Source organism: Hydrogenophaga sp. (assembly GCF_965657535.1).
Taxonomy (GTDB): domain Bacteria; phylum Pseudomonadota; class Gammaproteobacteria; order Burkholderiales; family Burkholderiaceae_C; genus Hydrogenophaga.
The window spans coordinates 19,486-44,902 of the sequence record NZ_CBFHOP010000012.1 but is presented as its reverse complement, the minus strand read 5'-3'; the positions used below and the strand labels follow the sequence as shown (position 1 = coordinate 44,902).

Annotated in this window: 17 protein-coding genes and 1 pseudogene; 7 read left to right on the top strand and 11 right to left on the bottom strand. The window is 64.3% G+C overall.

The features are described from left to right. Positions 1-13: 13 nt before the first annotated feature. Positions 14-718, top strand: a complete 705-nt coding sequence (locus ACTG4K_RS17735; RefSeq protein WP_439115549.1) for a YggS family pyridoxal phosphate-dependent enzyme — start codon at positions 14-16, stop codon at positions 716-718. A 25-nt stretch (positions 719-743) separates the two neighbouring features. On the opposite strand, the gene ACTG4K_RS17730 is transcribed toward ACTG4K_RS17735, so the two are convergent. Next, positions 744-1,217 (bottom strand): Lrp/AsnC ligand binding domain-containing protein, encoded by a 474-nt coding sequence (locus ACTG4K_RS17730; protein ID WP_439115548.1) that lies wholly within the window; start codon positions 1,215-1,217, stop codon positions 744-746. A gap of 106 nt (positions 1,218-1,323) precedes the next feature. Here ACTG4K_RS17730 and ACTG4K_RS17725 point away from each other — a divergent pair, with 106 nt between their 5' ends. Continuing rightward, positions 1,324-4,296 carry an L-glutamate gamma-semialdehyde dehydrogenase gene (locus ACTG4K_RS17725; protein WP_439115547.1) on the top strand — a complete coding sequence of 991 codons (2,973 nt, stop codon included), beginning with the start codon at positions 1,324-1,326 and terminating at the stop codon, positions 4,294-4,296. A 50-nt stretch (positions 4,297-4,346) separates the two neighbouring features. Here ACTG4K_RS17725 and ACTG4K_RS17720 read toward each other — a convergent pair whose 3' ends face one another. Continuing rightward, positions 4,347-7,388, bottom strand: coding sequence for a sensor domain-containing protein (locus ACTG4K_RS17720; protein ID WP_439115546.1), 3,042 nt, complete (start codon positions 7,386-7,388; stop codon positions 4,347-4,349). Positions 7,389-7,800: 412 nt separating this feature from the next. Here ACTG4K_RS17720 and ACTG4K_RS17715 point away from each other — a divergent pair, with 412 nt between their 5' ends. Further along, entirely contained in the window at positions 7,801-8,073 is a 273-nt protein-coding gene (locus tag ACTG4K_RS17715) for an RNA recognition motif domain-containing protein (protein WP_439115545.1), read from the top strand. Positions 8,074-8,171: 98 nt separating this feature from the next. After that, positions 8,172-10,034 (top strand): annotated as a pseudogene (locus ACTG4K_RS17710) (carboxyl transferase domain-containing protein); the annotation flags it as partial. Between the two features lie 93 nt (positions 10,035-10,127). On the opposite strand, the gene ACTG4K_RS17705 reads toward ACTG4K_RS17710, so the two are convergent. From ACTG4K_RS17705 to purU, 5 genes are all read right to left on the bottom strand, one after another. Then, positions 10,128-10,613 carry a response regulator gene (locus ACTG4K_RS17705; RefSeq protein ID WP_439115544.1) on the bottom strand — a complete coding sequence of 162 codons (486 nt, stop codon included), beginning with the start codon at positions 10,611-10,613 and terminating at the stop codon, positions 10,128-10,130. Beyond that, entirely contained in the window at positions 10,610-14,470 is a 3,861-nt protein-coding gene (locus ACTG4K_RS17700) for a PAS domain-containing sensor histidine kinase (protein ID WP_439115543.1), read from the bottom strand. The genes ACTG4K_RS17705 and ACTG4K_RS17700 overlap by 4 nt, the downstream gene beginning before the upstream one ends. A 51-nt stretch (positions 14,471-14,521) precedes the next feature. Then, positions 14,522-16,024: an FAD-linked oxidase C-terminal domain-containing protein gene (locus ACTG4K_RS17695; RefSeq protein ID WP_439115542.1), complete on the bottom strand. Its 1,503-nt coding sequence runs from the start codon at positions 16,022-16,024 to the stop codon at positions 14,522-14,524. A 161-nt stretch (positions 16,025-16,185) separates the two neighbouring features. After that, a complete protein-coding gene (locus ACTG4K_RS17690) occupies positions 16,186-17,055 on the bottom strand; it encodes a LysR substrate-binding domain-containing protein (RefSeq protein WP_439115541.1) in 870 nt (289 codons plus the stop codon). Positions 17,056-17,168: 113 nt separating this feature from the next. Beyond that, positions 17,169-18,017, bottom strand: coding sequence for a formyltetrahydrofolate deformylase (gene purU / locus ACTG4K_RS17685; RefSeq protein WP_439115540.1), 849 nt, complete (start codon positions 18,015-18,017; stop codon positions 17,169-17,171). Between the two features lie 131 nt (positions 18,018-18,148). Here purU and ACTG4K_RS17680 point away from each other — a divergent pair, with 131 nt between their 5' ends. Further along, positions 18,149-19,489, top strand: coding sequence for an aspartate aminotransferase family protein (locus tag ACTG4K_RS17680; RefSeq protein ID WP_439115539.1), 1,341 nt, complete (start codon positions 18,149-18,151; stop codon positions 19,487-19,489). Positions 19,490-19,509: 20 nt separating this feature from the next. Here the strand turns inward: ACTG4K_RS17680 and ACTG4K_RS17675 are convergent, their stop codons facing one another. Then, positions 19,510-20,217 carry a ChaN family lipoprotein gene (locus ACTG4K_RS17675; RefSeq protein WP_439115538.1) on the bottom strand — a complete coding sequence of 236 codons (708 nt, stop codon included), beginning with the start codon at positions 20,215-20,217 and terminating at the stop codon, positions 19,510-19,512. A gap of 190 nt (positions 20,218-20,407) precedes the next feature. On the opposite strand from ACTG4K_RS17675, the gene ACTG4K_RS17670 reads away from it, so the two are divergent. Next, positions 20,408-21,484 carry an AbrB family transcriptional regulator gene (locus ACTG4K_RS17670; protein WP_439115537.1) on the top strand — a complete coding sequence of 359 codons (1,077 nt, stop codon included), beginning with the start codon at positions 20,408-20,410 and terminating at the stop codon, positions 21,482-21,484. A 120-nt stretch (positions 21,485-21,604) separates the two neighbouring features. On the opposite strand, the gene ACTG4K_RS17665 is transcribed toward ACTG4K_RS17670, so the two are convergent. From ACTG4K_RS17665 to ACTG4K_RS17655, 3 genes are all read right to left on the bottom strand, one after another. Then, the gene (locus ACTG4K_RS17665; protein ID WP_439115536.1) at positions 21,605-21,889 is read right to left on the bottom strand and encodes a BTH_I0359 family protein; all 285 of its coding nucleotides are present in this window, start codon (positions 21,887-21,889) and stop codon (positions 21,605-21,607) included. A 152-nt stretch (positions 21,890-22,041) separates the two neighbouring features. Beyond that, the gene (locus tag ACTG4K_RS17660; protein WP_439115535.1) at positions 22,042-23,274 is read right to left on the bottom strand and encodes a DUF3108 domain-containing protein; all 1,233 of its coding nucleotides are present in this window, start codon (positions 23,272-23,274) and stop codon (positions 22,042-22,044) included. Positions 23,275-23,280: 6 nt separating this feature from the next. After that, positions 23,281-24,168, bottom strand: coding sequence for an IclR family transcriptional regulator (locus ACTG4K_RS17655; protein ID WP_439115534.1), 888 nt, complete (start codon positions 24,166-24,168; stop codon positions 23,281-23,283). Between the two features lie 231 nt (positions 24,169-24,399). Here ACTG4K_RS17655 and ACTG4K_RS17650 point away from each other — a divergent pair, with 231 nt between their 5' ends. Next, the gene (locus ACTG4K_RS17650) at positions 24,400-25,410 is read left to right on the top strand and encodes a fumarylacetoacetate hydrolase family protein (RefSeq protein WP_439115533.1); all 1,011 of its coding nucleotides are present in this window, start codon (positions 24,400-24,402) and stop codon (positions 25,408-25,410) included. The last annotated feature ends 7 nt before the right edge of the window (positions 25,411-25,417 follow it).

Sequence of the window (25,417 nt, the reverse complement as noted above, 5' to 3'; positions counted from 1 at the left end):
TGACGGACTGATTATGACGACGATTGAAGACAATCTCCAACAGGTACACCGCCAGATGGCAGACGCCTGCGCACAGGCGGGCAGGGACGTGAACGCTGTCACGTTGCTGGCGGTTTCCAAGACGTTCGGACCCGATGCGGTGGCCCAGGCGCTGGCCGCGGGCCAGCACGCGTTTGGTGAAAACTACATCCAGGAAGGCGTGGAGAAAATCCAGACCCTGCGCGCCTTGCACCCTGGCGCGGCCTTGGAATGGCATTGCATTGGCCCGGTGCAAAGCAACAAAACCCGCCTGGTGGCGGCGCATTTTGACTGGGTGCAGTCGGTCGACCGGCTCAAGATTGCGCAGCGGCTGAGCGAGCAACGGCCGCCAGAGCTGCCACCGTTGCAGGTCTGTCTGCAGGTGAATGTGGACGGTGGTCCCACCAAATCGGGCGTGACGCCCGCCGAGCTGCCCGCCCTGGCCGAGGCGGTGGCACAGCTGCCCCGCTTGACGCTGCGCGGGCTCATGTGCATTCCCGAGCCAGCCGACGGTTTTGAGGCCCAGCGGGCGGTGTTTGCGCAGGCCAAAGACTTGTTTGACCGGCTGAACGCTCAGGGTCTGGGGCTGGACACCTTGTCCATGGGCATGACCGACGACCTGGATGCGGCGGTGGCGTCTGGCTCGACGATGGTTCGGGTGGGGCGGGCCATTTTTGGCAGCCGGGCTGCACGGGCCTGAGAAAAAAACGCCCAATCGTGCGTGCTTACAGCGGCAGCCGGCTGCTGTTTTTCACCTCTTCCATCACCGCGTAGGTGCGGGTTTCGCGCACGCCGGGCAGCTGCCAGAGCACGCTGCCGGCAAATTCGCGGTAGGCCGCCATGTCGGCCATGCGGGTCTTGAGCAGGTAGTCAAAGCCGCCAGCCACCATGTGGCATTCCATGATGGTGTCGTGCACCTGTACCGCAGCCTTGAACTCGTCAAACACGTTGTGCGTGGTGCGGTCCAGCGATACCTCTACAAAAACCATCATGCCGCGCCCGAGCTTGAGCGGGTTGAGCCGCGCCTCGTAACCCAGGATGTAGCCCTCGCGCTGCAGCCGCTGCGTGCGGGCGAGCACGGCCGTGGGCGACAGCGCCACCGTTTCGGCCAGCTTCAGGTTGGCAATGCGGCCGTCCGTTTGCAGCACCTTCAAAATGCGCAGGTCGATGCGGTCGAGTTCATGGTTGGCTTCGGTCATGGGTGGTGAATTATCCGGTAAAGCCTAAAAATACAGACAAAAATTCGTGTGTATGGACGTCAAGATCGCGGTATTCACCAACGCCTACCGATTTTCGGAGACCGCCATGCCCCGCACCACCGACCGCCTGCCTTTCCCCTACCGGCCTGAAGTCGCCATCGTCGCCCAGCGCCTCGCCGCGCTGCAGGGCGCGCTGGACTGGGCCACCGCTGCGCAAGTGGCTGCGCCCTGGGTGCGCGCCGTGCGCGACAACCCGCCGCCGTTCTGGGCCATGGAAAGCCTGCTCAAGGAATACCCCATTTCCAGTGCCGAGGGTCTGGCGCTGATGCGCCTGGCCGAAGCGCTGCTGCGCGTGCCCGACGCTGAGACCGCCATTGCGCTGACGGCCGACCAGCTGGGCCGGGCCGACTTTGACGGCGCTGCTGATTCGACGCTGGCGCGCCTGTCGTCCACCGCGATCGCCATGTCCAAACACTTCCTCCCCGGCGCTGGCCAAGAAGCCGGCCTGATGGCCAAGCTGGGCGCCAAGACCGTGGTGGCCGCCACGCTGCGCGCGGTGCAGTTGCTGGGGCGCCAGTTCGTGCTGGGGCAGACGATCGAAGAGGGTATGAAGGAAGCCACATCGGCCCGCAAGAAACAGAGCAACCTGAGCTTCAGTTTTGACATGCTGGGCGAGGGTGCCCGCACCGATGCGGACGCGCTGCGCTACCTGGCCAGCTACCAGAGCGCCTTGGCTGCCATTGCCCGGGGTGCTGACCCAAAAGCCTCGCCGGTGAAAAACGATGGCATATCCATCAAGCTCAGCGCGCTGCACCCACGCTACGAAGACGTGCAGCACGAGCGTGTGATGGAGGAACTGGTGCCGCGCGTGTGGACGCTGTGCCGCGCCGCAGCGGCGGCCAATCTGAACCTCACCATTGACGCCGAAGAGGTGGACCGGCTCGAACTCTCGCTCGACGTGTTCGAGGCGCTGGCGCAGTTGGTGGCCGAGCACTGCCCGCAGTGGACCGGCCTGGGGCTGGCCCTGCAGGCCTACCAGACCCGCGCGGTCGAGCTGATTGAGCACGTGGCTGCGCTGGCCCGCCGCCACAAGATCCAGTTCATGTGCCGCCTGGTAAAGGGCGCTTACTGGGACGCCGAGATCAAGCGCGCGCAAGAGCTGGGCCTGCCCACCTACCCGGTGTTCACCCACAAGCACCACACCGACGTGAGCTACCTCGCCTGCGCGCGTGCGATGCTTGACGCGCCGGACGCGATCTTCCCGCAGTTCGCCACGCACAATGCGGGCACCATTGCCGCCATCCTGCAAATGGCCTCCCGCCACGGTGTGCCGTTTGAACTGCAGCGGCTGCACGGTATGGGCGAAGGCATTTACCGCGAGGTGCTGAAGAACCCGCTGGTGGCCTGCCGCGTGTACGCCCCGGTGGGTGCGCACCGCGACCTGCTGGCTTACCTGGTGCGCCGCCTGTTGGAAAACGGCGCCAACTCGTCTTTTGTGCACCAGCTGGCCGACGAGTCGGTGGGCATGGACGAACTGCTCATTTCGCCGCTGCGGCTGGAGCCCCAGCCCGCGCTGGCGCTGCCGGCGGACCTGTACGGCGCTCAGCGCGCCAACAGCCAGGGCCTCGATCTGGCTGTGGTCTCGATGCGCGAGCCGCTGCTGGCCGCGCTGGCGAGCACGCCGGTGCCGGTGATTCCCGAAGCCAGCACCGCCGACGTGGATGCCGCCTGCGCCCAGGCCATGGCCGCCTTCGCCGGCTGGAACCACACGCCGGTGGCCGAGCGCGCCGCCACCCTGCGCCGTGCTGCCGATGCGCTGCAACAGCAGCTGCCGCGTTTCTGCGCCTTGTTGGTGAGAGAGGCGCACAAGACTTGGGGCGACGCGGTCTCCGAGGTGCGCGAGGCGGTGGACTTTCTGCGTTTTTATGCCGTTGAGGCCGAGCGCGTGATGGCGCCGCAAACCCTGCCGGGGCCGACCGGCGAGAGCAACACGCTGCGCCTGGAAGGCCGCGGCGCCTGGGTTTGCATCAGCCCTTGGAACTTCCCGCTCGCCATCTTCATGGGCCAGGTCGCCGCTGCGTTGGCCACCGGCAACGCGGTGCTGGCCAAACCGGCTGAGCAGACGCCGGCGGTGGCGCTCGAAGCGGTGCAGCTGCTGCACACCGCCGGCGTGCCGACCAACGCTTTGCAACTGCTGCACGGCCCGGGCGAAACCGTGGGCGCGGCGCTGGTGGCACAGCCGGGCGTGGCGGGCGTGGTGTTCACCGGCTCCACGCCTGTGGCCAAAACCATTCAGCGTGCGCTGGCGGCCAAAGACGGTCCTATCGTGCCGCTGATCGCCGAGACCGGTGGCATCAACGCCATGCTGGTGGACAGCACCGCCCTGCCCGAGCAGGTGGCCGACGCGGTGGTGCAAAGCGCCTTCCGCAGCGCGGGCCAGCGTTGTTCGGCGCTGCGCCTGCTGTGCCTGCACGAAGGCATTGCCGACCACGTGATTCAGATGATCCAGGGTGCCGCGAATGAACTGGTGGCGGGCAACCCCGCCGCGCTGGCGACGGACCTCGGCCCGGTGATCGACGCCGAGGCGTTTGAGGGCATCGGCCGCCACCTGCAGCGCCTGCATGCGCAGGCCAAGCCCTTGCTGCCGGTGGCTTTGCCCGCAGCCACGGTGCCCAACCTGATCCCGCCGCAAATGTTCGAGGTGCGAACCATTGCCGATGTGAAAGCCGAAATCTTCGGCCCGGTGCTGCAGGTGGTGCGCTGGGGTGGTGACCCGATGGACGTGATTCGACAGATCAACGCCCTGGGCTACGGCCTCACGCTGGGCATCCAGACCCGCATCGACAGCCGGGCCCAGGCGCTGGCCACAGCCGCCCGCGTGGGCAACGTGTACGTGAACCGCAACATGATTGGCGCCGTGGTGGGTGTGCAGCCTTTCGGCGGCGAAGGCCTGAGCGGCACCGGGCCGAAGGCCGGTGGCCCCAACTACCTGCTGCGCTTTTGCGCCGAGCAAACGCTGACCATCAACACCACGGCGGCCGGCGGCAATGTGGCGCTGTTTGCCGGCCCGGCGCACTGACCGTTCCGCTCCTGCGCCATGCTGCTGCGCAGGACGCAGCCGGTGCCGATTCAGCCTGTCACCACCATGCCAGACGATGGGTTGCGCAAAAACGCCTCCAGCGTTTCGATGGGCAGCGCTGGCGCAAACAGATGGCCCTGGAACTGGTCGCAGCCTTGATAGGCCAGAAAGTCCCGCTGCTCGTGCGTTTCCACGCCCTCAGCCACCACCTGCAAGCCCAGGCTCTGCGCCAGCGCAATGATGGCCCGCGAGATGGCCGCGTCGTTCGGGTCGGTCAGCACGTCGGCCACAAACCCCTTGTCAATTTTCAGTTGGTCCAGCGGCAGGCGCTTGAGGCACGACAACGACGAATAGCCCACGCCGAAATCGTCCAGCGACAGGGTGACACCGAGCTCTTTGAGCATGCCCATCTTCTGGATGGTGATTTCCATGCGGTCGGCCAGCAGGCTTTCGGTGAGTTCGAGTTTGAGTTTGTGCGGTCGAATGCCGGTGCGCGCAATCGCGGCCATGACCATGTCCACAAAGTTGGGGTGGCGGAACTGGTACACGCTCACGTTCACGGCAATGCTCAGACCGGCGGTTTGGGTCCAGTCGGCCCAGGCGGCGAGTTGCTCACAAGCGGTTTCCAACACCCACATGCCCAGCGGCAAAATCAGTCCGGTGTCTTCGGCCACCGGGATGAAATCGGCTGGCCTGATCAGCCCCTTGTTGGGGTGTCGCCAGCGCACCAGAGCTTCCACGCCCGTGATCACGCCCAGGCGGTCCACCTGCGGCTGGTAGTGCACCACAAACTGCTTCTCACGCAAGCCCACGCGCAGCGCTGCGCCCAAGGCAGCATTGGCACTCACGGTGGCTTGCATGTTGGGGTCGAAATAGCACAGCGTGTTGCGGCCCAGGCTTTTGGCCTGGTACATGGCCAGGTCGGCTTGCTTCAGCAGTTCGCTCACATCGCTCTGGTCGCCATTGAAGGCGGTGACGCCTATGCTGGGCGTGGCAAAGTGCTGGTGCCCGGCAATCTGGAACGGCTCGCGCAACATGTCGAGCACTTTTTCGGCCAGTGCGCGCGACTTGTAGGCTGCAGCGTCGGGGTCGGTGCTGAGGTCGTCCACCATCACCACAAACTCGTCGCCGCCCAGGCGCGCTACGGTGTCCGCCTTGCGTACGCTCTGGGTCAAGCGCAAGGCCACTTGCTGCAGCAATTGGTCGCCCATGTGGTGGCCCAGCGTGTCGTTGAGTATCTTGAAGTTGTCCAGGTCAATGAACATCAGCGCGCCATGCTGGCCCGTGCGAGCGCATTGCGACAGCGACTTTTGCAGCCGGTCCAGCAGCAGCTGGCGGTTGGGCAGGTCGGTTAGCGGGTCGTAAAACGCCAGGTGCCGAATCATGTCTTCTGCGGTTTTGCGCTGGGTGATGTCACGCCCCACCGCCACCCAGTGCGTCACCTCTTCGGCGCTCGCCTGCACCGAAACCACTTCCAGCTCAACCCAGAACGAGGCGCCGTTTTTGCGGTGCACCATGAGCTCGGTGCGTACTTGCCGGGTTTCTTGCAGGCCTTCTGCCATTTCACGCAGTTTGACCATGGCCGGGTCCAGCGCCAGCAGCATGCGAGGCGTCTGTCCCAAAACCTCGTCGCGGCTGTAGCCTGTCTGTTTTTCAAAAGCGTCGTTCACAAACACCATGCGCGGTTCGTCATCCGGGCCCAAGCCCGCTTCCGCAATGGCCACGATGTCATTGAGCCGGGCCACACTGGTTTCCAGCAGCATCAGCTGCTCTTGCGAGCGGCGGCGTTCGGTGACGTCGCGAAAGTACACCGCCAGGCCCTCGGCAAACGGGTAGGCGCGCACTTCCAGCCATTTGCCCAGCGAGGGGAAAAAATCCTCCAGCTCGATGCGGTGGTTGCTTTTGAGTGCACGCCCAAGCTGCTCGCGCAGCCGCTGCGCCAGGCCATCGCCGAAGTCGTGCCAGAGTTCCAGGCCCAGCAGATCGGCCGTGGTCTTTTGCAGCAGCCGTTCGCTCTCCTGGTTCAGGTAGGTAAAGCAGCATTGCCGATCCAGCGTCACAAAGGCTTCCGTGATGCTGGCCAGCGTGGTGGTCAGGCGCATCGCCAGGCGCAGGGTTTCCTGTTGCGCCTGCTTGTGCGCTGAAATGTCTTGCACCGCACCCTGAATGCGCAGAATGTGCCCGTCGCCATCGCGCACGGCGTGGCCCACAGTGCGAACCCATTTGGGGCTCATGCTGCTGACCTGCACTTGTATTTCTTCGTCAAACGGCTCACCAGTTTGGGCGCAGCGCTCCAGCCGCTGCTGGATACCGGTGCGCCATTCGGGCGTGTAGCGCTGCACCATGGCCGCCAGATCGCGCATGTGTTCCCCGGGCTCCAGGCCCAGAATGCTGGCGTATTCGTCGGAATGCTGCAGCTGTCCGGTGGCGATATCGACCGACCAGCTGCCCACCCCGCCCGTGTGTTCGGTCAGGTTCAGGCGGCTCTCGCTTTCATGCAACGCTTTGCCCAGGCGCTCTTCCCGTCCTTGCGTCAGGTGGGCCGAACGCTGTTGCTGGCGGGCCAGGTCTTGCAGGTGTCCGGCGTGGGCGGCCATTGCTTGTAAGCCCGGCAAGCGGTCAGCGAGCGCCTCAGGGCTGCGCGGTGTCGTGTCGAGCAGCGCCAGCCAGGTGGGGTTGGTCTCGCTGCTGGAGGGCACCGGGAGCACCAGGCAAAACCGGATGTGGGGTTGCAAACCTGCGAGCGTGTGGGGCTCCGACACGGGGTGCACGTCGGCATCCAGCAGGCACCCATTCAGCGCGGTGTCAGCCGCGATGTGTGTGCACAGCGCCAAAGCGCCGGCCTGCTGGTCGGCCGGCAGGCCGCAGGCACCCAGCAGCACCGGGCCGCCGGGCAGGGCTTGCGCCCACAAGGCCATGGGAACCCCGCCCAAGTGTGTGACCAGATGGGCCAGTGGCGCCCAATCCACGCGCAGCGGCGGTGCTTCCCTGGGCTCGATCCATGGGGTGGCTTGTTCGTCATGGTCGGCTTGGTCGCCGCGATGTCCATGTGGCATGGGGTGCCCGCTTTCGTCGGTTTGGGATTCGAGCATACCGTTTCAAATACATGAATTGGATTTAAAAAACGGGGGTTTGTTGTATGTTGAAGGAACCTTGGGCGCCTGCGCGGCAGAAGCGCATCGGCTGCAAAAGATGGAGAAAAGTCCCACTTCGCCTCTGTTTTTCAGGCTGTGGCGACAGCCACCGTCCTCAAAAGCAGGGCCAAATGGGCTCTTGCCCCACCCGTTTCGCTCTAATGCTTTCTGCTGCGCAGCCTCCTAGAGTTTTTGATGGCGATCAAATAGGATATTTGTAACGTAAATGTGATTATTTGTAGCATATGTACTACCATTGAATGCCGTCCAAAGGCAGACCTCTCCCGCCAATCAAAGACATGGTGCCGGACTGAAATCAAAATTGGGGGTGAACGTGAGCGCTCTGGCAGAACTCCGGCAGCACAGCGATGTGACCAGCTTGAAATCCGCACTGCACCAGTTGTGCAGTGAGTTCGGTCGTATCACGCGGCTGGATATCCTCACGGCCATGCACGAGGGCACCAAGCAGGCCATCTGCTTTCTGCGCATGGAGCACCCCGAGCAGGAGCAGCAGCTGATGAAAACGCTGGGTGTCGGTCGTTTCGGTGGCGAGGTGGTGTTTGTGCTGAACCTCAGTGTCCCAGTCACCACCGAAGACCACGGCCCCTCGTCGCAATGGGCAGACTCCAATCTGTACAAGTAAACTGCGTCGCCCTTGGCAGCGGCGCCCGGCTGTCGCCCGATTGACCGGGCCAAGACCGGACGCCGCTGCAGAATCCGCGCATGAAAGACATGCGCTCACCCCTTCAAGCCCGCATCGTGCAATGGCAGGTAGCTCCCGGAGACTTGGTGTGCGCGGGTGACGTGCTGGTGGTCTTGGAGGCCATGAAAATGGAACACGAGCTGCGTGCCGAGGCCGATGCGTGTGTGGTGGCGCTGCTGTTTGGTGTGGATGACACGGTGCAGGTGGGCGATGTGCTGTTGCACACCGCACCCGTGCCGACAGGCGCGGGCCAGCCTGAGGCCCTGGACGGCCCTCCCGAAGCCGCAACCCCGGCGCAGCCTGCGCAAGAGGCCCAGGGATTGAACCTGCCACGCGCCGACTTGCAGCGGCTGCTGGACCGCCAGGCACTCGCGCTGGATGCGGCACGCCCGGTCGCCGTGGCGCGGCGGCACAGCCGGGGGCAGCGCACCGCCCGCGAGAACATCGCCGATCTCTGCGACGCTGGCAGTTTCATCGAATACGGCGCGCTGGCGGTGGCAGCGCAGCGCAGCCGCCGCACCGAAGAAGACTTGATCGCCAACACCCCGGCCGATGGCATGGTCACCGGCATCGGTTCGGTCAACGCGGCGCTGTTCGGCGGCACTTCGGTCGCGTCCGAAGCAGCCCAGGCCTGCCGCGTGGTCGTGATGGCCTACGACGCCACGGTGCTCGCTGGCACCCAGGGCCTGCGAAACCATGCCAAGACCGACCGGCTGCTCGGCATTGCGCTGGAAAACCGGTTGCCGGTGGTGTTGTTTGCCGAGGGTGGTGGCGGTCGGCCGGGGGACACAGACATGCCCATTGTGGCCGGGCTGCATGTGCCGACATTTGCGTCCTTTGCCCGGTTGTCCGGCCAGGTGCCCGTGGTGGGTATCGCTAGCGGCCGCTGCTTTGCCGGCAACGCTGCGCTGCTGGGGTGCAGCGATGTGATCATCGCAACCCGCAACAGCAATATTGGCATGGGTGGGCCAGCCATGGTGGAGGGTGGCGGCCTGGGCGTGTTTCGCCCGGAAGACATTGGCCCGAGCGCGGTACAGCATGCCAATGGCGTGATCGATGTGCTGGTGGACGATGAGGCGCAAGCCGTGGCGGCGGCCCGCCACTACCTGTCATTTTTTCAGGGCACGGTACCCAGCTGGCAGGCACCCGACCCGATGGCCTTGCGCGGCGTGGTGCCGGAGAACCGCTTGCGCGTTTACGACACCCGCGCGGCCATGGACGGCCTGGTGGACAGTGGCAGCTTGCTGCCCTTGCGCACCGCTTTCGGCGTCGGGATTCATACGGCACTGGCCCGTATCGAGGGGCGCCCGGTGGGGCTGCTGGCCAACAACCCGGCGCACCTTGGCGGTGCCATCGACGCCGATGCGGCCGACAAGGCTGCCCGGTTCTTGCAGCTGTGCAATACCCACGGGGTGCCCATCATCAGCCTGGTGGATACGCCGGGCTTTATGGTGGGGCTGGCCGCAGAAGCGCAAGCCCAGGTGCGCCATGTCAGCCGTCTGTTTGTGGTGGCGGCCCATCTGCGTGTGCCTACCTTTTGCGTGGTGTTGCGCAAAGGCTACGGGCTTGGTGCCATGGGCATGGCGGCGGGCGGTTTTCACGCGCCGGTTTTCACGGTGGCCTGGCCCACCGGCGAGTTTGGTGGCATGGGGCTGGAGGGTGCGGTCCGGTTGGGCTTTCGCAAGGAGTTGGAAGCGCTGCCTCAAGGTCCAGAGCGCGAAGCTTTGTTTGAACGCCTGCTGGCTCAGCAATACGCCAATGGAGCAGCGACACAGATGGCTGCAACGCTGGAAATTGATGCCGTGATAGACCCGGCGCATACCCGGGCCTGGCTGGTGCGGGGGCTGGCCAGTGCGCGCGTGAGGCCCCCTGGCACCCACCGCTTCGTTGACCCCTGGTAATTCAGGGCACATCAACCTGGGGTTGCGTTGCGCGCGAGGCTTGTTCAGTGCCGCAGGGGGTCATGGGCCTGCGCACCAGGCGCAGGCCGACCATCACATCAGCTCGCCAAAATCAGAGCTGCGCAAACCCGCGTTCGAGGTTTGGGGTGCAGTCTGGTTGATGTGGATCCAGAACTCGCACACGTGCTTCATGGCGCTGAGAAACTGGGAAAACTCGGTGGGCTTGGCGATGTAGGCGTTGGTGCCGGCGTCGTAGGCCCGCTGCAAGTCACTGGGCTCTGTGGAGGACGTGAGCACCACCACCGGAATGTTGTGCAAGTGCTCCGAGCCCTTGATTTCCTTGAGCACGCCAATGCCGTCCAGCAGGGGCATTTTCAGGTCCAGCAACACCAGCACAGGGTTGCCGTTGGGGCGGTTGGCGTAGGCGTCGCGCCGGTAGAGGTAGTCCAGCGCTTGCATGCCGTCGGACACATGGGTCACGCGGCCGTCCAGACCGTGCCTGGCAAGCGCCAAGCGGGTCAGCTCAGCGTCATCGGGATTGTCTTCAACGAGAAGAATGGCGTTGGCGTTTTTGTTCATGATTCCAGAGCGGCGTACAGCGAATCTTTGGTCACGTCCGATGACGGCATACTCTCAAAGGGTAGCGAAAAGTAGAACACACTGCCTTCACCCAACTGGCTTTCTGCCCAGATGCCGCCGCCGTGGCGCTCCACGATGCGGCGCGTGAGCGCCAGACCGATGCCGGTCCCTTCAAACTCAGAGGCTCGGTGCAACCTCTGAAATACGCCGAAGAGTTTACCGGCGTATTTTGTATCGAAACCCACACCATTATCACGGACAAAGAAGGTGTAGCCCACCGCCGGGTCGACGCTCCAGCCAATCTCGATGACTGCACGCGCTCTGGGCCGGGTGTATTTGTAGGCATTGCCCAGCAGGTTGGCCCAGACCTCGCGCAACAACAGGGCGTCCCCTTGCACCAGGGGCAGGTCGGGTGCGACTAACCAGTCCACCACACGCCCTTCGGTGTCGTGGGCCAGCTGCCCCACGACATCGCCCACCAGCAGGGCAAAGTCTACGGGTGCCACATTCACGGCCGAGCGACCCAGCCGCGAAAACGCCAGCAGGCCGTCAATCAGCTGGCTCATATGGCGTGCCGAACTCCCAATGGTTCCCAGGTAGCGAGCGCTGACTTCGTCGCACTGTGCGCCCAGGTGCTCTTCGAGCAGGCTCACAAAGCTGGAAATGTGGCGCAGCGGTGAGCGCAGATCGTGTGAAACCGAATACGAGAAGGACTCCAGGTCCTTGTTCGCGGCCAGCAGCTGCTCGGTGCGTTCAGCCACCCGGTTTTCCAGTTCGTCGTTGATGTTGCGCATCAGGTCGTCGAGCCGTTTGGCGTCGGTCATGTCGCGGTTGATCTTGGCAAAGCCACGCAGTTCACCTCCCTCATCGCGCAGCGCAATCAGCAGCGAGTGTGACCAGTACTGGGAGCCATCTTTGCGGGTGTGCCAGTCGTTCAGTTCGTGCTGGCCACGGGAAGCGGCGAGGCGCAGCGTCTGGTTCGCCTTGGACAGGCCTCTCTCGGGGTCGTTTTGGTCGAACAGCAAAGCGTAGTGCCGCCCCAGCATTTCGGTGGGCGAGTAACCCTCCAGGCGCTGGGCGCTGTCGGTCCAGTCGGTGATGAGTCCATCGGCGTCCAGAAAAAAAATGCAGTATTCGCGCAGGTTGTCCACCATGAGGCGAAAGCGTTGTTCGCTGTCCAGCAGCTCAGCCGATCGTTCCTGGATGCGCCGCTCCAGTTCGTCGTTGAGCTGGCTCACCCTTTCTTCAATCCGCTTGCGCTCGGTAATGTCGATGATCTGCACGAACACACCTTGCACCAGTCCTTCGTGGACATCGGGCAGGTAGGTCGCGTTGATGAACATGGGCGTACCGTCCACCGTGCGGCGCCACGCTTCAAACTGCTGTTTGTGACCACCCAGCGCGGCGCGCATACGTGGGGCGGTCTGGGTCCAGACGTCAGGGGGCAGGCATTCGCTGATGTGCAGCCCTGTGATGCGTTGGGGATCCATGCCGTACACGCGCAGGTGCTCAGCATTGGCAAACCGGAACCTGAGCATGGCATCCACGTAGGCGATCAAGCCCGGCACGTGTTCGGTGATGGTGCGCAAGAAGCGCTGGTTGTCGTGCAAGGCCATTTCGGCCTGCTTGCGGTGGGTGATGTTGACCACCGTGGTGTTGCTGCGCAGGAAGCGACCTTCAGCGTCGCGCACCGCAGCGGACGACAGCAGCGCAAAAAACACACTGCCATCGCGGCGGCGCATTTCGTACTCCGCGCCCTCGGTCGCCTTGTCTTCCAGAATGTCTCGCATTCTGCTTTCAAGCAGGCGGTGGTGCTTGGGTGAGATGAAATCGGCGAAACGTTTCTGGTTGACCACCTCCTGGCGGTCGTAGCCCAGCCAGTCAAGCTCTGTGTCGTTGATGGACACATAGACGCCATTTTGGTTGAGTGAGTGGTAGCCGCATGGTGCCTGGTTGTAGAGTGCCTGTGCCTGTCCTAGTGCTTCGTTGAGCTGGCAGTTGGCCTCGCGCACCTGGTCTTCGGCGGCCTTGCGCTCGGTGATGTCGAGCATTTGAATGATGATGCCTCGCACCGCACCGTCTGGGCGATACGGCGTGTATTCGATACTGGCGTAAAAGCTCTCTCCATTGGGAAAAGCTCGGAGCCCTTCGAAGCGCTGAGTCTGACCGGCCAGCGCAGCCGCCAGATGGGTTTGGGCACTGTGGAAGTCTTGGGGCCGGGCAATCTGGCTGAGGTGCAGGCCGATCAAGCTTTCGGGGCTGCTCCGGAGCCAGCGCGCGTAGCTGGCGTTGGCGAAGCGGCAGACCAGGTCGGTGTCATAGAACGCCAGCTGTACCGGTACCGTGTTGGTGATGGCTTGCAGGAAATTTCGCTGCGCCTCCAGTGCCAATTCGGCCACCTTGCGCGCCGTGATGTCGACCAGAGTGTTGTTGGTGCGCACAAACGTCCCTGCGGCGTCGTACACGGCGGTGCTGCTGAGCAGGGCAAGAAAATCGCTGCCATCGCGGCGGCGCATGCCGATTTCAACCGTCTCCAGCTTCTCGTGGCCTTTGAGACGGATGAGCCGGTCTCGAACCAGATCCCGGTATTGGGGCAATACATGGTCGCGAAAATGTTGCTGACCCACCACCTCGTCGCGGGCATAGCCCAGCCAGTCCAGTTCGGTCTGGTTGATCAGCACGTAAACCCCCTGGGCGTTTACCGAGTGGTAGCCGCAGGGCGCCTGGTTGTAGAGGGTTTGCGCTTCATGCAAGGCCACGCCAATCCGCTGGTTCGCGTCGGCCAGCTCCTGTGTCCGTATCTGCACCCTGTTTTCCAGCTGGACATTGAGTTCGCGAATCTCTTCCTGCTGCTGCCGGCTCTCGGTGATGTCGCGCGAGACAGCCAACAGCATCACCGCCTGTCCTTTGGCGTCGCAGATAGGGGACACCACGGTGTCCCACCACTTGGGCGTGCCTTTGAACGTGTCTGCAGGTGCGATGAAGCGCGCACTTTCCCCGCGCCCGGCCGCTTGGATGGCCGCGGTGGCGAGTGCCGCCTGGTCGTCAGGCCACCACTGGGTCCAATCGCTGAGTCGCACTTGCTCAAAATTGTCCACCTCGACCAGCTCGCAGCCCTTGGCCGTCATCTGCAGCACGCGGCCCTGCAGATCGAGCACTTTGGTGCAATCTGGACTGCTGGCAATGATCTGTTGGTTGAGGTCGTCCTTCAGCCGCGCGTCTGCTTCCAGCGTGCGCAGAATGGTGATGTCTTGCACAAACCCCAGCTGGCTTGTGATGTTGCCATTGGCATCGTGTTGCGACACATTGCGCACCAATACGTGGCAAATGGGCTGGTTTGGGCGCGTCAGTCGAAATTCGACGTTGAGTGCCGTGCCTTGTGAAACACCTTGCACCCAGTGCTGTTGTACGCGTTTCAGATCGTCTGGGTGTACCCGTGAGAGCCAGCCGAAATTGGGAAATTCTTGCCGGGCGAGGCCGAAAAGTTGTTGCAGCTTGTCGTCTACGTGGGTCAAAACGCCTGCGTGGTCGACGCGAAAAATGCCAATGGGAAACACGTGGGCCAGCGCCTCGAACAGCGCCTCATATTCCAGCTTGGCAGCCACTGTGGTGGGCGTGGCGCTCAGTTGCTCGCGCAGGGCCGCATCCAGCCGCAGAGGCAGGCTGTCTGCCTCGGGTGCGGGCTGTCCGCGCAGTCCGGATTGAGCGAGGCTGGCTGCGTAGCTTTCCCGCAGGTGGGCGTTTTCTTCGCGCAGCTTTTGGATCTGCAGCAGCAGATCCTGCTCACGCGAAAACACATCCCCATCACGCACCAAAGGCGGCTGGGGTGCATCGCTCGGGGGGTAAAGCGCCTTCATGTCACACTACTGTACCCCAGTGTGTCAAGGTGCAACTGTGAAAGTTGACAGTTAAAACCTGGGCAATTCTGGGTGTGCGAGGCGGCCACCCCGCACCAGCATCTTTCCGTATTCAGCACAACGTTGAAGTGTGGGAATGACTTTTCCGGGATTGAGGAGTTCTTTGGTATCAAACGCGCGCTTCACGGCAAACATCTGCTCGTTTTCTGCGGCGCTGAACTGCACACACATGCTGTTGAGTTTTTCCACGCCCACGCCGTGTTCGCCGGTCACGGTGCCGCCCATGGCCACGCTGGTCTCCAGAATGTCGGCACCAAACAGCTCGCACCGGTGCAACTGGTCGGGGTCGTTGGCATCAAACAGAATCAGTGGGTGCAGGTTGCCATCGCCGGCGTGAAACACGTTGGCGCAACGCAGTTGGTATTTCTTTTCCATCTCGGCAATGGCCAACAGAATGTCGGCCAGGCGCTTGCGCGGAATGGTGGAGTCCATGCACATGTAGTCGGGGCTGATGCGTCCGCTGGCCGGGAACGCGTTCTTGCGCCCGCTCCAGAAACGCAGCCGCTCGGCTTCGTCTTTGCTCACGGCAATGGCGGTGGCGCCGCAACGGCGCAGCACATCGCTCATGCGTCCAATTTCTTCTTCCACTTCTTCCGGCGTGCCGTCGCTTTCGCACAGCAAAATGGCTTCGGCCGACAGGTCGTAGCCCGCGTGCACAAAGTCTTCCACGGCGGCAGTCATGGGCTTGTCCATCATCTCCAGACCGGCCGGAATGATGCCGGCAGCGATCACCGACGCCACGGCGTCGCCGGCTTTGCGGATGTCGTCAAAGCTGGCCATGATGCAGCGCGCCAGCAGGGGCTTGGGCACGAGTTTGACGGTCACTTCGGTGGTCACGGCCAACATGCCTTCGCTGCCGATCACGAGCGATAGCAGATCCAGGCCGGGCGTGTCCAGCGCGTCGCCGCCAAAGGTGACCGGATCGCCTTCAATGGTGTAGCCGCGCACGGCCAGCACGTTGTGCACGGTCAGTCCATATTTCAGGCAGTGCACTCCGCCGGAGTTTTCGGCCACGTTGCCGCCGATGGTGCAGGCGATCTGGCTGCTGGGGTCAGGGGCGTAATACAGGCCGTGCGGTGCGGCCGCTTCAGAAATGGCAAGGTTGCGCACGCCGCCTTGTACGACCGCCGTGCGGGAGCGCGGGTCGATTTTGAGGATGCGGTTGAATTTGGCCAGCGACAGCGTGACACCCAGGGCATGCGGCATGGCGCCGCCCGAAAGGCCGGTGCCAGCTCCGCGCGCCACCACCGGTACGTCCAGCGCATGGCAGGCCTTGAGCACGCCCGCCACCTGGGCTTCGTTTTCGGGAAGCACCACCACCAGCGGGCGTTCGCGGTAGGCGGTGAGGCCGTCGCACTCGTAGGGCACCGTGTCTTCGGCCTGCCAGAGCAGGGCGTGCGCGGGCACCACGGCGCTCAGGGCGCGCACCACCTCGGCCTGGCGGCTGGCTCGGTTGAACTGGGCAACTTCTGCGGGGGCGGTGGGTGCGTTCATGGCGGCTCGGTGGGTGCGGTGGCTGGGCTAAAGCGCAGTTTAGGCCAAAGCGGTTGGCTGGGTTTGAAGAAACTTGCAGCAGGTTGTGAGCGGTTTTGGGTGTTTGGGCGTACTGGAGGCCACACCGTGCTCAGCCGTGGCACCCGAACGGGGGGCCGCCTTCAGCCCACCGCTTTCTTCAGCCATTCGGCAAAGGCCGCGCATTCCCAGCGGTCCATGGTGCCGGTGCGCCAGCACAGGTAGTGGGCGTGTGGGCTGGGCACGTGGCGTTCGTACAGCGGCACCAGCGTACCGTGCTCTAGCCAGGGGGCAGCGAGCTTCAGCCGCACCAGCGCCACGCCCATGCCGGCGGCGGCACCGTCGCACATCAGGCCGATGTCGTTGAACTGCGAGCCGTCCACGGGCTCGGGCCAGTCGAGGTCGTGGGCGGCAAACCAGGTGCGCCAGGGCTCCAGTGGGCTGCGCAGCAACGGAACGCCTTCCAGGTCTTCGGGCGCGTCAAACGGGCCGTGCTCGCGCGCAAAGGCAGGCGAGGCCAGCGGTGTGACTTCGTCCTTCATGAGGCAGACGTGTTCCACGTCGGCGTAGCGGCCGGTGCCGAAACGGATGGTCAGGTCGGCGTCTTCGGCCACCACGTCCAGCAGGGGAATACTCACCTGCAGCGTGAGATCGATTTCGGGATAGGTTTCACTGAACTGCTTCAGCCGTGGCAGCAGGATGGAGCGGGCAAAGGTGGGCGTGACCGCCAGCTTGAGCTTGCGCCGCCCGGGTGTGGCGGCGTTGCTGGGAAATTTTTGCAGGGTGGCCAGGCCCTCGCGCACATGGGCCAGGTATTCGCTGCCTTCGGTGGTGAGCGAAAAGTCGGCCCGCCCAAACAGCTTGGTGCCCAAAATTTGTTCTAACTGCTTGATGCGGTGACTCACTGCGCTGGGCGTGACGCACAGCTCTTCGCTGGTCTGGGTGACGCTGCGCAACCGCGCCAGCGCTTCAAATGTCAGCAGGCATTGAATTGGCGGAATTCTGATGGTCATGCGGTTGCCCCAAGCGCTGCGTCAGAAGGGATGAGATCCAGGCACGACGCGCATGGCCGCACCGAAGCCCCAGTGGGGGGAAGCAGCCCGCAGGGCTGCATCCGGGCGTGTCCTCATTTGAAGACGACCGTCTTGTGGCCGTTGAGCAGCACGCGGTGTTCGCTGTGCCACTTCACAGCGCGGGCCAGCACCTGGCTTTCCGTGTCGCGGCCCAGCGCGGTCAGGTCTTCTACGGTGTCGGTGTGGTCCACCCGGGCTACGTCCTGCTCAATGATCGGGCCTTCGTCCAGGTCGGCCGTCACGTAGTGGGCGGTGGCTCCAATCAGTTTCACGCCCCGGTCGTGCGCCTGGTAGTAGGGCTTGGCACCTTTGAAACTGGGCAAGAAGCTGTGGTGGATGTTGATGGCTTTGCCCGAGAGCTCGCGGCACAGGTCGTTGCTCAAAATCTGCATGTAGCGCGCCAGCACCACCAGCTCGGCACCTTCGCTGCGGATGATGTCGAGCTGCTTGGCTTCGGCCTGGGCTTTGGTGGCACCGGTCACCGGGATATGGTGAAACGGCACGTTGTAGCCGGCGGCGAGCTGGTAGAAATCGCGGTGGTTGCTGACGATGGCGCGGATGTCCAGCGGCAGCAGGCCGCTCTTCCAGCGGAACATCAGGTCGTTGAGGCAGTGGCCTTCTTTGCTGACAAAAATCACCGTGCGCACCGGCTCGGCCATGGGGTGTAGGGTCCACTGCATGGCAAAGGGCTCGGCAAATAGCTTCAGGTGCAGGCGCAAGTCGTCCTGGGTGAGCTGGCCGCAGGCGAACTGCACCCGCATGAAAAACAGGCCGGTGTCGGGGTCGTTGTACTGGGCCGCTTCTTCGATGTTGCCGCCGTTTTCCAGCAGGAAACCCGAGACGGCGTGCACGATGCCAGGGCGGTCCTGGCAGGAGAGGGTGAGAACGTAGGTGTGGTGCATGGCGGTGCGATTGTCGCAGCATGGCCGCCGGTGGGCCTGCCTGCGCCTTGAGCAGTGGAGCCACTGGCAGGGGCGTGTGGTGCCAGAATCTCGCATTTCCCTCTTTAACGGGCCGCACAGGAGACAACCCCATGACCACCCACGAGCTTCGCATGGACAACCAGTGGTTGCCCTTTACCCCCAACCGCAGCTTCCAGAAAGACCCCCGGGTGTTTGTGGCCGCCGACGGCATGCACTTCACCACCCACGACGGGCGCCAGGTGATCGACGGCATTTCCAGCCTGTGGTGCGTGGGCGCGGGCCACAACCGCAAGCCCATCAACGAGGCCATCAAAAAGCAGTTGGACACGCTGGACTACGCCACGGCGTTCAGCGTCAGCAACGACAAGGCGTTTCGCGCCGCCGAGATGATTGCGGCCATGGCGCCAGGCGACCTGAACAAAGTGTTGTTTTGCAATTCGGGTTCAGAGGCGGCCGACACGTCGCTGAAGGTCGCGCTGGCCTACCACCGCGCGCGCGGCGAGGGCCACCGCAACATCTTTATTGGCCGTGAACGCGGTTACCACGGCGTGGGTTTTGGCGGCATGAGCGTGGGCGGCATTCCGGCCAACCGCAAGGTGTACGGCACCAGCTTGCTGCCCCGGGTGGATCACATGCGCTTTATTCACGACCCAGTGAACCACGCGTACATCCACAACGCCGAGCCGGTGTGGGACGAAGACCTGATGATGGAGCTGGAAAACCGCATCTTGCCGCTGCACGACCCCAGCAACGTCGCCGCCGTGATCGTGGAGCCCGTGGCGGGCAGTGCGGGCTGGTATGTGCCGCCGCAGGGCTACCTGAAGCGCTTGCGCGAGATTTGCGACAAGCACGGCATCTTGCTGATCTTTGACGAAGTGATCACCGGCTTTGGCCGTCTGGGCACCGCCTTCGCCTCCGACTATTACGGCGTGCAGCCCGACATGCTGAACTTCGCCAAGGCCGTGACCAATGGCGTGTTTCCGCTGGGCGGTGTGGTCTGCACCGACCGCATCTATGACGCCATGATGGGCGCGCACGGCAGTGCGCCTGAGCATGCCATTGAGTTTTTCCACGGCTACACCTATTCGGGCCACCCCGTGGCCTGCGCGGCGGCCATTGCCACGCTGGACCTGTTCCGCGAAGAAAATCTGTTCGAGCGCGCGGGTGAGATGGCCCCGGTGCTGGGCGACGCCATGCACAGCGCGCTCAAGGGCTTGCCCCATGTGATCGGTATCCGCAGCCTGGGCCTGGCCGCCGCGGTGGAGTTGGCGCCGCTGCCCGGGCTGCCGGGGAAGCGCGCGTTTGATGTGTTCATGGACTGCTACCACCGCGGCGTGCTGGTGCGCAACGCGGGCGACAACCTCGTGTTCGCACCCCCCTTCATCGTGGAAAAGTCGCACATCGACACCATGGTCAATGTGCTGGCCGACGCCATCAAGCGCGTGAAGTAAGCGCCAGGGTGGGGCCGCGTTCAGCGCCCCATCTGCGGCTTCAGGTCGGCGCAGTGGTCGGTGGGCGGGCGAGGGGGCGTGGTCCACACAGTATCGGCCTGGTTGTTGGGTGCGCTTGCGGAGTTTGACCCGGCTTGCGCCATCACCACATGGTGTTGCACACCGGCGGGCAGGTGCTGGGGCACGCCCAGGTCGCGCCGCACATGGCCATTGCCCGCCACCAGCAGCACCGTTTGCCCCGGCCGCAGCGCGGCCACCGCCACGGCGGCCAAGCTGCGGTCGCGGGCGATCTGGATGCGGGTCATCGGTGCGATCTGGCGCTCGGGCAGCAGGTTGCAATGCCCTGCGCGGATGTGGCTTTGCTGCTGCGCCAGTGCGGCGGGTGGCAGCTGCTGGTCCAGGGTGCTGTCTGCCATGGCGCCGCGCATCTGCGCGCGCGGCAGGTTGCCACCCAGCACCGGCACGCCCGCGCCCACCGCAGCCATGACGACCGGGCCGTAAACCGTCCAGGGCCAGCCGTTGTTGGCTTCTTCGTTCCATTGCAAGGCTTGGCGCACCTCGGTTTCGCTGGCGCTGCGTGGCAGGTGGGTGGTCTGGCGGCCATGCTCCAGCATTTCCATCACCACGGCAGCCAGCCGGCCGTCCTGGCTGAGCGCCTGCACGGTCTCGCGTTGCAGGGTCTGGTGCTCGGGTGCGTCGTGCTGTTCGCCCAGCAGCAGCAAAGGCACAACAGCCGGCAGCTGGGCGACCTGCGTGGGACTGGCGCAAGCGGCCAGTGCCGCCGCCAGCAGGGCAGCTGAGAGGGCTCTTTGGACGGCCTTTCGGACCGGGTTGACAGCGCATCGACAGTTCATGCGGGGATACTACGCCGCCCGCCCAGCATGGCGGGCGCCACACCACCAAACCCGAGTGCCGCCTTTGCTTCCCCACCCACCCAACGCCTGGCGCCGCGTGGCCCTAACCCTGCTGCTGGCCTACGCGTCGGCACGCCTGTGTGTCTGGCTGCAAACCCCCATTCCCTGGATGATCGGTCCGCTGGTGGCGACCTCGCTGGTTTCGGTGCTGGGCGCTCGCACCGAAAGCTGGGTGCCGTTTCGCAACGCGGGGCAGTGGGTCATCGGGGCAGCGCTGGGTCTGTATTTCACGCCCGCGGTGGGCGCGCTGGTGGCGGGGCTGTGGTGGGCGATTGCGCTGGGCATTGCCTGGGCGCTGGCGCTGGGGCTGGGTTTTGGCGCCTGGCTGCGCCACCACCACGGCGCGCATCTGTCGTCGCTTACCCCGACCCAGCTGCGCAGCACCACCTACTTTGCGAGCGCGATTGGTGGCGCCTCAGAAATGACGCTGATCGCCGAGCGCCACGGCGCCCGAACCGACCTGGTGGCCGCAGCCCACAGCCTGCGCGTGCTGCTCGTGACGCTGACCATTCCCTTTGCGCTGCAGTTCTGGGGCGTGCAGGGCATTGACCGCCTGCCCGATGCGTTGCGTGAGGTCCATGCCCAAGGCCTGCTCTGGTTGGCGGGTCTGACGCTGTTGGGTGCTCTGCTGATGCAGCGCCTGGGCCGCGCCAACCCCTGGTTCATGGGGGCTTTGTTGGTCACCATGGGGCTCACGTTGTCGGGGGTGGTGCTGTCGGCCATTCCGGTCAGCTTGACCAACGCGGCTCAGTTGGTGATCGGCGTGAGCCTGGGTGTCCGTTTCACACCGGCTTTTGTGCATACCGCGCCGCGCTGGATGGGTTCGGTGGCGTTGGCCAGCGGTGCCATGATGGCGCTTTGTGCGGTCTTTGCCTGGGTGCTCGCCGCGCTCACCGGTTTGCATCCCGCCACCCTGGTGTTGGGCACGTCGCCCGGTGGCATCGCTGAAATGGCCATCACCGCCAAGGTGCTGCAACTGGGCGTGCCCGTGGTCACCGCCTTTCAGGTGTGCCGGCTGGTGGCGGTGTTGGTGCTGGCCGAGCCGGTGTACCGGCTCTGGATGCGGCGGTGGCCTGTCTGAAACAAAGCAGCCCGGAACCAACCGGGCTGCAGGGTAAGCGGGTGTTGAACGGCTCACCCGGCGCTAAAGGTGAGACGGGCGCGGTGGGAAGAGCCCGCGCTCCAGCAACCAGCGGTTGGCTCAATGCATGATCACCGGCATCTGCGCCAAGCTGGCGTAGCCTTCCAGCGTGTCTTCCACCTCTTCTTGAGAAGGGGTGCTTTGTTGCCAGGCGGTGATCTGGATCTGGAACATTTCTGCCCAGGAGCCGTCGAGGTACACCTCTTTGCCTGAGCGCTTGTCCACGATCTCAAAGCCGTGGCGGGGGATTTGGGGGCCGTCGGCGATGACGTTGTCCCTGTCGGTAGGTGCATTGGCCAGGATGTGGACCACGGCAAAGGCATCTGAGTCGTAAAGCATGTGCATGACTGAAATATCCTTTTAAAAGAGAAACCTGTGTTCCTGATGACCTTATATCGGCAATTGGTGGTCGATATGCAGTTCAGACCGTCTTTTAGTTGGATGCGTTCTGGGTGGTTTCAAGATGCGTGTCATTTTCGGCACAGCCGGGCGGTGTTTCAGGGCCTGTGGCTGAGCTGCTGGTCGACGTGGTCGCCGTTGTCTTGCGTGATGAGGATACGCACCGGCAGGTAGGCCAGTTCGGGGGCCAGCCAGATGTCGATGCGGCTGTCGCGGGGCTCTCGGGGTTCGCGCACCAGGCGGCGGGCTTGCAGGTTGCGGGCGGGCAGCTGCAGCGTCTCTTCTTCACCCACCCGAAAGCGCCAGGTTTCCGCGTCGCTGGTGCCCGCCACCTGCAGGCTGATCAACTGCCCAGCGGGGTAGGCGGCGGGTTGGGCTTGGAGCATCCCGGCCAGTTGCATGAAGAGGCTGAGCCGGTCCTGGGCACCTGGCTGCAGGGCTGCCTCGGGGCGGTTGTTGCTGAAACGGATGGTGCGCTGCGCATGGTCAAAGTGGGCGGCGCGCTCGCTGCGGCTCTTGTCGGAGAAGCGTTCGGGCAGCAGGCCGTGGGCCTCTACGCGCCCGGCGCTGGTTTGCACCCGGCTGCCGAGCAAGGGCACGCGCAATTCCATGCGTGCCTCGTAGCGGCCATCGGCAAGGGACCAGGCCAGCGTGCCGCTGGCGCTGTAGTTCAGGCCTCTGATGGTGCCGGCCACGTCGTAAGCGAGCTGCGCACTGGCAGGTGGGCTCGCGGGTGGGAGACGTTCGCTGGCCACCGGGGCGGCCTCAGGCTCGGCCACCGCAGAGGGGGCGTCAGGGGTGGTTTCGGGTGCCACGGTGGCCAACGCCATCGGCAGGGCCTCGGCAGGCTCTGGTGGCTCGGGCCGCGCTGCGTTGCTTGATACGGGTTCTTCATCCTGCGGGGGCATGGCTGGAGCCGCAGGTGCCACGGGGCGTTCAGCGGTGATCGTTTCGTCCACCTGGCGCTGCGCGGGGGTGGGCATCGCCAGCTCGGGCGCTTTTGCTGCGGGGGTAGGTTTTTCAGCGGGTCGGGGCTTAGGGGCCGGTGCATCTGCCATGGGCGCAGGGGCGGCAACGATCCAGCGCACCGTGCTGGTGATGGCGCGGGGTGGTTCTGTATAGGGTGGTGGCGTTGGTGTCGGTGCAGCCTGAACGTTGCCGTGCACCTTGCCGGCGCTCAGTGTCGAGGGTGTGCCCGTGGGCAAGGGTGCGGGCTGGGTTGTCCAGCTGTCCTGCAGCAGCATCAGGTGCAGCCCCAGAACTGCAGCACCCAGCAGGGCCAGTGTGGTCCAGCGTGGTGCTGCGGTGGTGTTGCTGGGCGGTTGGCTCACGGTGGGTCAGGTCTGGGGCTGGTACCCCAGGTCGGCGCTGAGCTGGCGTGCGCAGCGCAGCAAGGCCTGGGCGGGGGCGCCGTCCCATTGGGTGTCAAGCGTGGCCACCGAGCCCAGCACCACCAGGCCCAGCGCCAGCCGGCCTTGGGCGTCGTACACCGGAGCGCAAAAGCCACCCACGCCGGGTACCAGGCTGTGCACCACGCGCGCCAGACCGTGGTGGCGGGTCTCGTTCAGCATGGCTTGCACGGCCTGCTGGGTTTGGGGCACGTCCAGCAAGGGCATGGCGTTGTTGGGCAGCTTTTTCAGACGAACCAGCTCGTCTCGGATCATGGGCGCAATGCGCTGGGCGTCGCGCCCTTCGGTCCCCATGAAGGTGGCAAAGCAGCGGCCAGTGGCCGAGGTCAGCAGCGGCATCACGTCGCCCAGGCGCAGCGTCACCGGTACGGTTTGCGGCGCTTCGGCCCAGTGCACCATGGTGGGGCCCTGGTTGCCCCACACGGCAATGGCGAGCGTGTGGCCCGTTTCCAGCAGCAGCGCGGGCACGCGCTCGCGGGCCAGCTTCACCGCGTCGATGCGGCTCAGGCTGGCCAGGCCCAGGCGCAGGGCAGCTGGCCCCAGGTCGTAGCGGGTGCTCACCGGGTCTTGCATCACCAGGCCCATGCGCTGAAAGCTCACCAGGTAGCGGTGCGCCTTGGCCGCGCTCATGCCGGCAGCCGCAGCCAGGTCGCGCAGCATCAGCGCGCCGGGCGCGTTGGACAGCGCGTTGAGCAGCTCGAACCCCACTTCGACCGACTGGATGCCGGCCCGCAGGTGCTCGCCATCTTCCGGGCTGTCGGTGGCAGCCGGCGTCTTGCGGGGGGTGTCGGCGTCGGGGGGGAGGGCTACGGGCATGGTGTTTGAAAAGCGGTCAACGTTGGACGGGCCTGCGAGTTTCGGTTCCGGCACACAGCTGGCGGCCGTTGCACGCTGGGCAGGGCTTTGCGTCTAGAATTCTATTTTTACGGATAGGTTAACTTATTTCACTATTCGTAATTGCAACGCTGGTGGCGTTCCGTGAGAGACCGGTGGGGTCGTCCCGGGTGCCGTCATGGCCATTCAACGAAGCTGCAGCAGGAGACATGCATGAAACTCGCCACTTACAAAGACGGCTCGCGCGACGGACAACTGGTGGTGGTTTCCCGCGACCTGTCGACCGCGCATTATGCGACCGGCATCGCCAACAAGCTCCAGCAGGCGCTGGACGACTGGAATTTCATCAGCCCGCAGTTGCACGACCTGTACGTGACGCTCAACCAGGGCAAAGCGCGCCATGCTTTCCCGTTTGACCCGGCCATGTGCATGGCGCCGCTGCCCCGTGCGTACCAGTGGGCCGACGGTTCGGCCTATATCAACCACGTGGAGCTGGTACGGGCAGCGCGCAACAGCGAGGTGCCTGAGTCGTTTTACTCGGACCCGCTGATGTACCAGGGCGGCAGCGACGACTTCATGGGTCCCTGTGACGACGTGGTGGTGCCCAGCGAAGACTTTGGCATCGACTTTGAGGCCGAGATTGCCGTGGTGACGGGCGATGTGCCCATGGGCTCCACGCCCGCGCAGGCGCTGGACGGCGTTCGCCTGCTGATGCTGGTCAACGATGTGTCGTTGCGCAACTTGATTCCAGCCGAGCTGGCCAAGGGGTTTGGGTTTTTCCAGAGCAAGCCGGCCAGCGCCTTCAGCCCGGTAGCGGTCACGCCCGACGAGCTGGGTGATGCCTGGCAGGGCGGGCGCGTGCACCTCACGCTGCAAAGCACCTGGAACGGCCGCAAGGTGGGCATGTGCGAGGCCGGCCCTGAAATGACCTTCCATTTCGGCCAGCTCATTGCCCACATCACCAAGACGCGCAACGTGCGCGCCGGCTCCATTGTGGGCAGCGGCACGGTGAGCAACAAGGCGGTTGAAGTGGACGGCCGCAAAGCATGGCCCAAGGGCTACAGCTGCATTGCAGAGAAGCGCGCCATTGAAACCATTCTGGACGGTCAGCCCTCCACCGCGTTCATGAAGTTTGGCGACACCATCCGCATTGAAATGAAAGGCCAAGACGGCCAGACCATTTTTGGTGCCATTGACCAGACCATCGCACCGCAGGACGCTTGATCGGTTG